Annotated in this window: 8 protein-coding genes and 1 tRNA gene; 8 read left to right on the plus strand and 1 reads right to left on the minus strand. The window is 64.3% G+C overall.

The window, feature by feature from the left end:
* Positions 1 to 6: 6 nt before the first annotated feature.
* Positions 7 to 453, plus strand: a complete 447-nt coding sequence (locus LHL23_RS17630) for a GNAT family N-acetyltransferase (protein ID WP_226430907.1) — start codon at positions 7 to 9, stop codon at positions 451 to 453.
* Positions 454 to 557: 104 nt separating this feature from the next.
* Entirely contained in the window at positions 558 to 1,079 is a 522-nt protein-coding gene (locus tag LHL23_RS17635) for a GNAT family N-acetyltransferase (protein ID WP_222482326.1), read from the plus strand.
* 60 nt (positions 1,080 to 1,139) lie between these two features.
* Here LHL23_RS17635 and LHL23_RS17640 read toward each other — a convergent pair whose 3' ends face one another.
* Positions 1,140 to 1,835: a Crp/Fnr family transcriptional regulator gene (locus LHL23_RS17640; protein WP_222482327.1), complete on the minus strand. Its 696-nt coding sequence runs from the start codon at positions 1,833 to 1,835 to the stop codon at positions 1,140 to 1,142.
* A gap of 243 nt (positions 1,836 to 2,078) precedes the next feature.
* Here LHL23_RS17640 and LHL23_RS17645 point away from each other — a divergent pair, with 243 nt between their 5' ends.
* The 6 genes from LHL23_RS17645 to LHL23_RS17670 all read left to right on the plus strand — a co-directional run bounded on the left by LHL23_RS17645 (position 2,079) and on the right by LHL23_RS17670 (position 11,585).
* Entirely contained in the window at positions 2,079 to 3,275 is a 1,197-nt protein-coding gene (locus LHL23_RS17645) for an NnrS family protein (RefSeq protein ID WP_222482328.1), read from the plus strand.
* A gap of 110 nt (positions 3,276 to 3,385) precedes the next feature.
* Entirely contained in the window at positions 3,386 to 4,384 is a 999-nt protein-coding gene (locus LHL23_RS17650) for a cytochrome-c peroxidase (protein ID WP_226430908.1), read from the plus strand.
* A 25-nt stretch (positions 4,385 to 4,409) separates the two neighbouring features.
* On the plus strand, positions 4,410 to 6,776 hold the full coding sequence (locus LHL23_RS17655) for a response regulator (protein ID WP_226430909.1): 2,367 nt from the start codon (positions 4,410 to 4,412) through the stop codon (positions 6,774 to 6,776).
* Between the two features lie 233 nt (positions 6,777 to 7,009).
* Positions 7,010 to 9,043 carry a peroxidase family protein gene (locus tag LHL23_RS17660; RefSeq protein WP_226430910.1) on the plus strand — a complete coding sequence of 678 codons (2,034 nt, stop codon included), beginning with the start codon at positions 7,010 to 7,012 and terminating at the stop codon, positions 9,041 to 9,043.
* A gap of 224 nt (positions 9,044 to 9,267) precedes the next feature.
* Positions 9,268 to 11,199, plus strand: coding sequence for an acyl CoA:acetate/3-ketoacid CoA transferase (locus LHL23_RS17665; RefSeq protein WP_226430911.1), 1,932 nt, complete (start codon positions 9,268 to 9,270; stop codon positions 11,197 to 11,199).
* Between the two features lie 311 nt (positions 11,200 to 11,510).
* Positions 11,511 to 11,585 (plus strand) — tRNA-Gln (locus LHL23_RS17670).
* Positions 11,586 to 11,667: the final 82 nt, after the last annotated feature.

Here is an 11,667-nt window from a genome sequence, read left to right on the forward strand (position 1 = left end):
AAGCAAATGACAGACAACACTATTTCGATCCGCCCCTATCACGCCGATGACACCGAGACGGTGATTGCTGTTTGGCAAAAGGCCAACGCGCTCGCTCATCCGTTTCTCACCCGGGAATTCGTGGCAGAGGTGCGGCAGGCAATGCGCGACATCTATCTGCCCAATGCGGAAACCTATGTGCTGGAGGATGCAGGAACTGTCATTGGTTTCATTGCCCTGCTTGGCAATGAAATCGGTGGCCTGTTTCTGGACCCATCCAGGCATGGCAGAGGGTATGGAAAGACGCTCGTCGATCATGCCGTTGGCCTGAAAGGGCCGCTGAAGGTCGAGGTCTTCCGCGACAACGCCATCGGGCGGCCGTTCTACGAACGCTACGGTTTCGAGTTTATCGAGGACGAGATCCATGAACCGTCCGGACAGGTAAACCGGAAGATGTCAATGCCCGGTGCCTGACTCTCTTTCAACAGGCTGTCCCTTGCGGGGGACGGCCAACCGGTGCGCGCCGCATGCAACGTCATTGCCCGGCGCGCGAACCACTCATCACAAGGAATACTGAAATGGACCAAACGATAAAAGAGAGCATCATAAATGTTCACCGCCTGGCATTCGGCGAAGAAGAAGGACCGGAAATCGCAAAACTTGCGGAAAGCTTCCTCAACCACCCGGACACGGTCTCGATCAGTGTAAAACGCGACGGGCAGTTTGCAGGCAACGTGCTGTTCACGCCATTTGTCTTCGAGGACCGCCCGGACATAAAGTGCTACCTGCTCGCACCTTGCGGCGTGTCACCGGTCTTCCAAGGCCACGGCGTTGGCAAGGAGTTGATGGAAACCAGTATCGAACACCTGAAGTCCATTGGAGCGGATGCTGTGTTCGTGCTGGGCGTCCCGGCCTTTTACCCTCGGTATGGTTTTGCGCCGACTGACAAACAGACGCCTTACCCGGATCTGCTGACAGCACCGGAGGCATGGATGGCACTTGAGCTGACACCCGGAACGGTCGGGAAACTGAGCGGCAAGACACAGGCGATCCCGCAGTTCATGCAACCGCATTGGTGGGACACATCGGGGCGCGAGTGACGCCAGGTTTCATCCTGAACCAGACATTTGGCGTTCTATGCCGGATGTCTGGTTTGCCCCCTACCCCTGCGCCCCGCTCAGCACCACCAGCCTATGCGGGGCCGTGACCACGATGTGCTTGCGGGTGGAATGCACGATGCCGTCCTTCTCCCAGGCCGACAGCAGGCGGCTGACGGTGTGCAGCGTGGTGCCGGTCATCTCGGAGATGTTGCGGCGGGTCACCGGGAAGGCGATCTCGATCCCCTCCTCCACCTTGCGGCCCGACTGATTCACCATCCGCAAGAGCGCCGCCGCCACCCGCTGCTCCACCGCCTGGGTGGCCAGCTCGGTGATCCGGGTCTGCATCTCCCCCAGCCGCTGGCCCAGGGTGCTGTAGCTTTCGGAGGCAAAACCCGGGTACTTGGCGGTAAACTCTCCCCACAACCGCACCGGCCAGGACAGTGCCAGCGATTCCGAGGCCGCCACCGCGGTGGCCGGATAGGTGTCGCGGTTCAGTGCCGGCGCGATGCCGAACAGCTGGCCGGGTGAAATATGCAGCGCGATGATCTGCTCGCCGCCCTCGGTGGTCTTCACCACCCGGATGTAGCCGTCCAAGAGCAGGTGAAACCGCTCGGCGTCATGGCCTTCGTGAAAGATCTCCGCCCCCTCGTCATAGCGCTTGGGCAGCGCCTGATCGAGGATTTCGCGGATCTGGCTGCGCTCCAGGAGGCTGAAGGGCGGCAGCCCGGTCAGGAGGCTTTCGTCGAGCTTGGACAAGAATGCACCGCAAGTTTGCTGAAGGACAAAGAGATCACCCCGCCGTTATCGCATAGTGACGCCAGAGGAAACAACCGTGCGGGAAAAAACGGGAATCCGGAACCGGGAGAGCCTCCCTCCTCCCTGCCCGCCGGTGCTGATCCACGGGGTTCGGCGAAAGATTGCGTCCCTTGCGCTGAGCCGGCGGGCGGCACCTGACCAGTGCCGCCCGCCTTTCATCTGCCCGGACGCTTGGAGGCCTTCATGGCTGCGCGAACCGAATACACCGGACCTGTTCTCTTTTCCTTCGGCTTCAGGCCGTTTTTCCTGGGCGCCTGCCTGTTTGCCCTGCTGGCGGTTCCCGCCTGGCTGCTGATCTGGCAGGGCGGCCTGGAATACAGCGGCGTGTTCCAGCCTTCCGACTGGCACATTCACGAGATGATCTTCGGCTATGGCGCTGCGGTGGTGGCGGGTTTCCTGTTCACCGCGGTGCCGAACTGGACCGGGCGGCTGCCCGCGCGCGGCTGGCCGCTGGCGCTGCTGTCCGGCCTGTGGCTGCTGGGGCGGCTGGCGGCGGCGGGCTGGCTGGGGCTGCCCGCGCTGGGGGTGATGGCTGCCGACTGCGCCTTTCTGGCCGCGGTGATTGCCATGATCGCGCGGGAAATCATCGCCGGTGAAAACTGGCGCAACCTCAAGGTCCTGGTGCCGGTCACCCTGCTGGGCGTGGCCAACGCCTGCTTCCACATCGAGGCGATGTCCGGGGGCGCGGCCGATGTCTCGCGCCGCCTGGGCATTGCGGTTCTGATCTTCCTGATCATGCTGATCGGCGGCCGGATCATCCCCAGCTTCACCCGCAACTGGCTGGCCAAGCACGGGGCGGAAAAGATGCCGGTGCCCTTTGGCAAATTCGACGCCGTGACGCTGGTCTTCGGCGCGGCGGCGCTGCTGGCCTGGACCGCGGCGCCCTGGGCCGCTGTCAGCGGCGCGCTTCTGCTGGGTGCAGGCCTGCTGCACACGCTGCGGCTGGCACGCTGGCGCGGCCTTGCCACCCTGCCCGATCCGCTGCTGCTGATGCTGCACCTGGCCTATGCGCTGATACCCGCGGGGCTGATCGCTGCGGGCGGCGTCCCCTTCGGACTGCTGGAGCCGGCGGCGGCGGCGCATATCCTGGGCATCGGTGCCATTGGCGGCATGACGCTTGCGGTGATGATGCGCGCCACCATGGGCCACAGCGGCCGTCCGCTGGCGGCCGGCCCTGCCCTGACCGTTGCCTTCATGCTGCTGCTGGGCGCCGCCGCGGCGCGCATCGCGGGCAGCACGGAACTGGCCGCTGGCTGGGACGGCATCACGGTCTCTGCCGTCTTGTGGACCGCAGGCTTTGCGCTGATGGTGCTGAAAACCGGCCCCTGGCTTGTCACCCGGCGGCTCGGCCCGAAGAAGGTGTCGAAAGCACAGCCCTAGGCCGCGCCTGAGGGTGCGGCAATAAAGGCCTGGCTCACGCAATTTTAACGGCCTTCTCAGACAGTGATATTCCGGTTAACAAAGGTCTGGAATGGAAGAGGAGGTCCTGAATGCGGTGGAAAGCTGCTGCCGCTGCCGTGCTGCCGCTGCTGTTTTGGACTGCTCAGAGCCTGGCCGGGCCGGCCGGGCTCGACACGTTCCGTCGGCCGGACACGGTGCCGTTTCCTGATGAGGCCCCCTATAGCCGGGAACTTGCCACTCTCGGCAAGATGCTGTTCTTCGATCCGCGCCTTTCCGGCGGGCAGAACATCAGCTGCTCCAGCTGCCACAACCCGTCCTTCGGCTGGGAAGTGCCGGTGCCAAAACCCATCGGCGCAGCGAATACGCCGGTGCTCCGCCATGCGCCGACGCTCTTGAATGCTGCCTGGATCATGCCGCTGCTCTGGGACGGGCGTTCAACCAGCCTGGAGAAACAGGCGATCGGACCGATCACAGACCCGACGAAAATGAACGCCACCTTCGACGGCATCATTGCCAGGCTGACGGCCGTGCGCGAGTACAAGTCCTGGTTCGAACGGCTGTTTCCAGACCGCGGCATCCGCAAGGAGACCATCCTGAAAGCACTGGCCACCTACCAGCGCACCATTGTCAGCGGCGTAGCCAGTTTCGACCGCTGGGTGGAAGGGGATGAGACCGCGGTTTCCGAGGCTGCCAAACGCGGCTATGCGCTGTTCACCGGACGCGCCAATTGCGCATCCTGCCATACCGGCTGGATGTTCACGGACAACCAGCTGCATGACATCGGGCTGCGGGGCAGCGACCTGGGTGCTGGCGGGCTGGAACCGTGGGATGAGGACATGAACTTCCGGTTCAAGACCCCCGGCCTGCGCAATATCGCGCTGCGGGCGCCCTTTATGCACGACGGCTCCCTGGGATCGCTGCGCGCAGTGATCCGCCACTATGCAGCCGGCGGCGCTGAGGCCGGCCGCTCTCCGGAGATCAATGGGTTTGCCATCCCGGAAGAGGAGATTTCGGATCTGATCGCCTTTCTCGAAACGCTGACCGATACGGAAACCGATGTGCCAACCCCTATTTTGCCGGCCAACTGATGCAGGCGGCTGAAGGCTTCCAGTCATGAGCATCAGGCGCTCCATCGTCCTGCCGGTCCTGGTGATCGCAGTCGCGGCCTTGCTGGCGGCACTGCTGGTCGGCGGCATGGCGTTCTTTGCTTCTGCCCGCAAGGATGCCGTGCTCGAGGCCTCACTGGAAGTCACCCGCCGGACCAGCAGCGTCACTGCCGGCATCACAGCTGCCCAGGTCTATGCCCAGGACGTGCTGGCCATGACACGGCTGGTCCAGCAGCAGGAGGTGGCGCGCCAGTTTCATGCGTATCTGAATCAGATCAACGGTGATCTGGGAGCGCTGATGCGTCTGCCGCTGACCCCGCCGCTGCGGGAGCAGGTTGTGGCGCTGGACACCGCGCTGTCGGAGTGGTGCGTCAAGGCGGTTGTGCTTCTTGGCATCAAGCCCGCGCAGCACATCCCCACCCTCAGCTCGCTCACGATGAGCAGCGAGACGGTGACTCAGCAGGCGGCGGCCGTAACGGCGCTGGCGGCGCAGCATGCCGAAACGGCAGCAGCGGAGGCAAAGGAAACCCTAACCCGCATACTGGTGCTGGGGCTGTCGGGAACCACGCTGCTGATGGCCGCAGCGCTGATGTTTGCCATTCGCAAAGCGCGCGGCTTCTCTGCCGCGATGCAGCAGGCCGCCCGGAAGCTGCGGCGGCTGGCCACCCGCGAGCAGCCGGAAGCCCCGGAAGGCGACAACGAGATTGCCGCCGTCTTTGCCGCGCTCGACACGCTGGAAACCAGCCTGGAGGAAAAGAAGCGGATCGCCGACCGCCTGCTGCAGGAAAAAGCCAGGGCCGAAGCCGCCACCGAGACGAAATCCCGCTTTCTGGCCACCATGAGCCACGAGATCCGCACCCCGATCAACGGGGTGCTGGGGATGGCGGAAGTGCTGAACGAAACCAGCCTGACCCCCGAACAGCAGTCCTGCGCCGGCACCATTCTGGCCTCTTCCGAGGCGCTGCTGCGCATTGTCAACGATATCCTAGACTTCTCCAAGCTGGAGGCCGGCAAGGCGCAGCTGCTGGAGCAGCCGTTCAACCTGCGCGACGTGATCTATGACGTGGCCACGCTGATGTCGCCCAGCGCCACCGCCAAAGGAGTGGAAGTCTGCATCGACATTCCCGAAGGCACCCCGGCAGTCTTCACCGGCGACAGCGGCCGGGTGCGGCAGATCCTGATGAACCTGGTGGGCAATGCCGTCAAATTCACGCTCAAGGGCCAGGTGAGCATCACCCTAAACTACGACACCTGCCACGGCATCCCGCTCTGCATTGACGTGCGCGACACTGGCGTCGGCATACCCGAAGACAGTATCAGCCAGATTTTCCACGCCTTCGAACAGGTCGAAAGCACCACCGCCCGGCGGTTCGAAGGCACCGGGCTGGGGCTGGCCATCTCCGCGCGCCTGGCCAAGGCTATGGGCGGGCGGATTGACGTGGTTTCCGAGTCGGGCAAAGGCTCCTGTTTCACGGTCTGCCTGCCCTTGCCGGTGGCCGCTCCGGCCGCGGCCCGCACACTGCCGCTGGCGGGCAAGCAGGTGGCGGTCGTCTCGGACCTCGCGTTTTCCCGCGAGGTGCGGCTGCGCCAGCTTGAATACTGGGGGGCAGGTACGCTGGCCCCGGACGGGCTGCCGGAGCTGCTGTCACAGCTGCAGGCGATGGCGGCGGAACAGAGGCGGCCGGATCTGGTGCTGGTGGAAACCAGCCTGCCGCTGGAGCACGCCAGAGGTTTTTGCCAGCGTCTGCACGCGCTGCCGGGCTGCCGGGAGCTGCCCATCGTGTTCTGCGCCGGCAGCCAGCTGCTGGCGGATTATCAGGCGCTCAGAAGCTGCAAGACCGTGCACGTGCTGATGAAGCCTGCCCGCAACCGGCTGCTGCTGCAGGCGCTGCAGGAAGCGATGGGCCCTGACGCAGCGCAATCGCCCGCCCCCGTGCATCCCGGAGCCACGCAAGCGCCGGGCAGCCTCAGCCATCTGCGGGTGCTGGCGGCTGAGGACAACCGGACCAACCAGCTGGTCTTGAAGAAGATGCTGGCCCCCACTGGCATCCAGCTGACCATGTGCAGCAACGGACAGGAGGCGGTCAGCACATTTGCGGCGCAGACCTTCGATCTTGTGCTGATGGACATGTCGATGCCGGTGATGGACGGGCTTGAAGCCACCCGCCGCCTGCGGGCCTGGGAACAGGAAAACGGCCGCGCCCCCTGCCCGGTTCTTGCCCTTACCGCAAATGTGCTGAGCGCGGATGAGGCAGCCTGCCGCGCAGCCGGGATGACGGGCTTTCTGTCCAAACCCGTGCGCAAGAAGGAACTGCTTGAATACATCGCCTATTGGACGGCGGCCCCAGCAGAGCAGAAGGCCCGGCCGGCCTGAGATTTCCGGTCCTGCGCACTGCTTCTCCAAGGCAGGTGCAGGCCATCCGCACCGGCTCCTTCACGCAGGCACACGGTTTGACACGAAATCGTGAAGCGCTACCTGTGAAGGTGCAGCCCGGCATGGCTGCATCTGCGGGGGATAAAGCATTTACCGGTACTGGACGCGCTGGCGTTTCCGGTCCGCGCGATGGCATTTCCGGTGGCTGTTTTTACGAGTGATTGGGGGATCACATGTCCAGTTTACAGATCGGGGCCCCACGGCCCTCCGATGGCACGTCCGCAAATCCAGACAATCCCGATTGGGGCGCAACCGGCACTGAACTGCTGAGAATGGCCGGCAGCGCGCTGGGGCCGGATGGCGAAATGGCGGGTGCGGACCGGCCGAACGCGCGCGTGCTTTCAAACCTTCTGTCGGCGCAGGACGGCGAGACAGTCAATGCCGCCGGAGCCTCGGACTTCCTGTGGATCTGGGGCCAGTTTCTGGACCACGATCTGTCGCTGACCGGGGCCGAAAGCGGTATCGAAGCAAACATCGAGGTTCCGGCCGGCGATCCGTTCTTTGATCCCTTCGGCACCGGCGAAGCCATCATTCCGTTCACCCGTGTGGAACAGCACGAGGGTGAATTCCTCAATGAGATCACCGCCTGCATCGACGCCTCGATGATCTACGGTTCAACCGAAGAGATGGTCGCGGCAATGCGGGATGAAGGCGGCAAGCTGAAGATGACCGAGGAACATTTCCTGAACCTCGAAGGCGATGGCTTTCTGACCGGCGATGTCCGTGCCGCCGAAAATGTTGCCCTGACCTCGATGCACACGCTGTTCACCCGCGAGCACAACCGGCTGGTCGAGGAACTGGCGGCAAGGGATCCGTCGCTGACGGATGATGAACTGTTCGAGGCCGCCCGCGCCCGGGTCGAGGCGCTGGTGCAGGCGATCACCTTCAAGGAATTTCTGCCAATCCTGCTTGGCGATGATGCCTTTGGCGCCTACCAGGGCTATGACCCGGACGTGAATCCGGGGATTGCGATCGAATTTTCCGGCGCCGTCTACCGGCTGGGGCATACGCTGCTGTCGGCCAATCTGCAGCGGGTCACCGAAAATGGCACCCAACTGGACCCGCTGGCTCTGCGCGATGCGTTTTTCCAGCCGCATCTGGTCAGCCAGGACAGCATGATCGAAAATGTCCTGCGCGGGGCTGCCACCCAGACTTCCGAAGCCATCGACACCCAGGTGGTGGAGGACGTGCGTTCCTTCCTGTTCGGGCCGCCGGGTGCCGGCGGGCTGGACCTGGCGGCGTTGAACATCCAGCGCGGCCGCGACATGGGCGTGGCCAGCTACAATGACCTGCGCGAAGCCCTGGGCCTGTCCCGCGCCGAGAGCTTCTCCGACATCACCTCGGACGCTGCGCTGGCCGCCAAGCTCGAACTTGCCTATGGCGACACAGACCTGGTGGACGCCTGGACCGGCGGCCTTGCCGAAGACGCCATTGGCAACGGGCTGCTGGGTGAAACCTTCGCGCTGGTCATGATCGACCAGTTCACCCGCCTGCGCGACGGCGACCCGTTCTGGAGCGAAGGGCGCGAAGGCATTCCGGCGGAAGAGCTGAAAGCGCTCTGGGACACGAGCCTGTCCGACGTCATCCTGCGCAACACCGATGTGCAGGCGCTGCAAAAGGACGTCTTTGCCGCGATGAACCGGATTGCCGGCACCGTCGATGACGACCTGCTTGCAGGCGGCAGCGGACAGGACTTCATCTTTGGCCGCAGGGGCGATGACGTCCTGGCCGGCCTGGGCGGCGGCGACGACCTGCAAGGCGGCGGCGGACGCGACAGCCTGGCCGGCGGCGCCGGGGCGGACTGCCTGGATGGCGGCGCCGGGGCCGACAGGCTTGCCGGCGGCAAGGGCTGGGACGAGCTGTCCGGCGGCGGCGGCAGGGACCGCCTGCTTGGCAACCGCGGCAACGACACCCTGGACGGCGGCGCAGGCCGGGACACCCTGAAAGGCGGCATGGGGGACGATTACCTCACCGGCGGCGCAGGTGCCGACTGCTTTGTCTTCAACAGCCAGCAGGGATGCAATGATACGGTTTCCGACTTCGAGCTTGGCACCGATTTCACCAAGATTACCGGCCCGCACGATTTCACCGCGCAGGCGCAGGATACAGAAAACGGCTTGATGTTCACCTTCGGCAACAACTGTTCCGTGACCTTTGAGGGCATCACGCTGGACGACTGGCTCGACTCCGGCGCAAGCTTTTTCTGACGGTTTCAGCCGGCGGCGGCATACATTTGCGCCCGGCGCGGAAAGTGCCGCCGCCGATCGGAAACTTCACAGCCGGCTGCCCGGCCGCGATGTCGTAACTCCCTTGTCTGCTGACGCAATCAATGGACACCAGCGGCCCGTCCCGCGCCTAAGATTCCCGATCAAATCTCCGCAGCGCTGCACGGCATGGCGGAGGGCGACAGGATCGGGAAGGACGCGCCGCCATGAAAGACAAGACAACCACCACAGACCAGGCAATGGCGCTGATCCGCGACGGCGACGTCGTGACCACCACCGGCTTTGTGCAAAGCTGCATCCCGGAAATGCTGCACGCGGCACTGGAAAAGCGCTTCCTGGCAGAAGGTGCCCCCCGCGACCTCACCCTGATCATGTGCGCAGGCGCCGGCGACAGCAAGGGGCTGGGCACCGGGCGGCTGCATCACGACGGCCTCTTGCGCCGGGTGATTGCCGGCAACTTCGGCCGCATGCCCAAGGTCGCCCAGGCCGCGCAGGAGAACAAAATCTGCGGCTACAACCTGCCCCAGGGGGTGATCTCGCAGCTATACCGCGCCTGCGCCGCCGGCCAGCCCGGCCTGTTCTCCAAGGTCGGCCTGCACACCTATGTTGACCCGCGCCACGGCGGCGGCAAGGTCAACAAGGTGACCGAGGAGGACATCGTCCGCTACCACGAGGTCGATGGTGAAGAATGGCTGTTCTACAAGGCGACCAAGATCGACGTCGCCTTCATCCGCGGCACCAGCGCCGACCGCTCCGGCAACATCAGCATGGAGCGCGAGGCGCTGACGCTGGACTGCCTGGCCCAGGCAATGGCGGCCCACAACAACGGCGGCATCGTGATCGCCCAGGTGGAGCGCATCGTCGAGGACGGCTCGATCAAGCCCAAGGACGTGAAGATCCCCGGCCTGCTGGTGGACTGCGTCTGCGTAGCCGACGATCCGGAGATGCACCGGATGAACTACGGCGTGCAGCACAATCCCGCGCTTTCGGGCGAAATCCGGGTGCCGGTTGAAGGCATCCCCAAGATGCCGCTGGACCAGCGCAAGATCATCGCCCGCCGCGCGGCGTTTGAGCTGCCGCCCAACGGCGCCGTGAATCTCGGCGTCGGCGCGCCTGACGGCGTCGCCGCTGTGGCCAACGAGGAAAAGGCCACCCCCTATATCACCCTCACCACCGAAGCCGGCGCCGTCGGCGGGGTGCTGGCAGGCGGCTCCAGCTTCGGCTCCTCCGCCAATGCCGACGCCATCATCGACCAGAACCAGATGTTCGATTTCTACGACGGCGGCGGGCTGGACCTGACCTGCCTCGGCATGGCCGAATGCGACGCCGAGGGCAGCGTCAATGCCTCCCGCTTCGGCGGCCGCCTGAACGGCTGCGGCGGCTTTATCAACATCTCCCAGAACTCCCGTGCCGTGGTCTTTGCCGGCACTTTCACTGCGGGCGGGCTGAAAGTGGCGGTGGAAAACGGCGAGCTGCGCATCGTCCAGGAAGGCCGCAACAAGAAATTCGTGCGCCTGATCGAACAGATCACCTTCTCAGGGCCCTATGCCTCCAAACGCTCGCAGCCGGTGCTGTATGTGACCGAACGTTGCGTGCTGCAGCTGACCCCCAAGGGGCTGGAGCTGATCGAGATCGCCCCCGGCATCGACCTGCAGCGCGACATTCTGGATCAGATGGAGTTCAAGCCCATCATCGAAAATGTCGCCCTCATGGATGCACGCATCTTCCGGGATGAGCCGATGGGGCTGATGAACGACCTGTTGAACCTCAATCTTTCCGAACGCGTCACCTATGACGCCGCCCGCCACACCATGTTCCTCAACCTCGAAGGCTGGAGCGTCCGAAAGAAGCAGGATGTCGAGGATCTGGACCGCGTGCTGCGGGACGCCTTTGCCAGAAGCGGCCGGGATGTCAGCATGGTGATGAACCAGAACGGCTTCCGCATCGCCGAGGACCTGCAGGACGACTATTCCGCCTCGGTCGGACGGACGCTGGAGGCAAACAGCGCCTCGGTAGCCCATTACACCACCAGCGCCTTCATGCGCCTGAAGATGCAGGGCGAGCTCGCCAGCCGCGGCGTGCAGCCGCATATCTTCGAGAGCGGCGAAGAGGCGCATCAGGCGATCTGGGGCTCCTGAGAGCACCACCGCCAGGGCCGGCCCCGCAGCGGGCCGGCCCCTGCCCCGCACCGCCGTTCCGCGCCCTCCCGGCAGCCATCCGCCTCCGCTTCAGCGGCGTATTTCCGGGCCTCCCCGCCCCCGAAAGCAGTGCCTCCAGAGCCAGGCATCATATTGAAATAAAGCCGTTTTCCGGCACTTCTCGATGCCCAGCCCGCCACTACAGCAAGGAGCGCGGAAGGATTTCCGGAGCAGCCAGAAAAAGAACTGCATTTTTTTTCAAAAACCCCCTTGCACCCCCCCGCAACAAACTTTAGACAGCGCCTCACCGATGGGGTGTAGCCAAGTGGTAAGGCAGCGGTTTTTGGTACCGTGTACCGTAGGTTCGAATCCTACCACCCCAGCCATCGGCCTCTCTCCAAACAGAATAAGACGCTGAAGAGCTCGAGAGAGCAAGATTGCCCCCGTTTTCGGCCCCAGTGGTTCACG

This window comes from Leisingera sp. McT4-56 (genome assembly GCF_020514995.1).
Taxonomy (GTDB): domain Bacteria; phylum Pseudomonadota; class Alphaproteobacteria; order Rhodobacterales; family Rhodobacteraceae; genus Leisingera; species Leisingera aquaemixtae_A.

Excerpts from the sequence above, each read along its gene's own strand:
- LHL23_RS17630 (WP_226430907.1), top strand. The coding sequence starts at position 7 with ATGACAGACAACACTATTTCGATCCGCCCCTATCACGCCGATGACACC.
- LHL23_RS17635 (WP_222482326.1), top strand. The coding sequence starts at position 558 with ATGGACCAAACGATAAAAGAGAGCATCATAAATGTTCACCGCCTGGCA.
- LHL23_RS17645 (WP_222482328.1), top strand. The coding sequence starts at position 2,079 with ATGGCTGCGCGAACCGAATACACCGGACCTGTTCTCTTTTCCTTCGGC.
- LHL23_RS17650 (WP_226430908.1), top strand. The coding sequence starts at position 3,386 with ATGCGGTGGAAAGCTGCTGCCGCTGCCGTGCTGCCGCTGCTGTTTTGG.
- LHL23_RS17655 (WP_226430909.1), top strand. The coding sequence starts at position 4,410 with ATGAGCATCAGGCGCTCCATCGTCCTGCCGGTCCTGGTGATCGCAGTC.
- LHL23_RS17660 (WP_226430910.1), top strand. The coding sequence starts at position 7,010 with ATGTCCAGTTTACAGATCGGGGCCCCACGGCCCTCCGATGGCACGTCC.
- LHL23_RS17665 (WP_226430911.1), top strand. The coding sequence starts at position 9,268 with ATGAAAGACAAGACAACCACCACAGACCAGGCAATGGCGCTGATCCGC.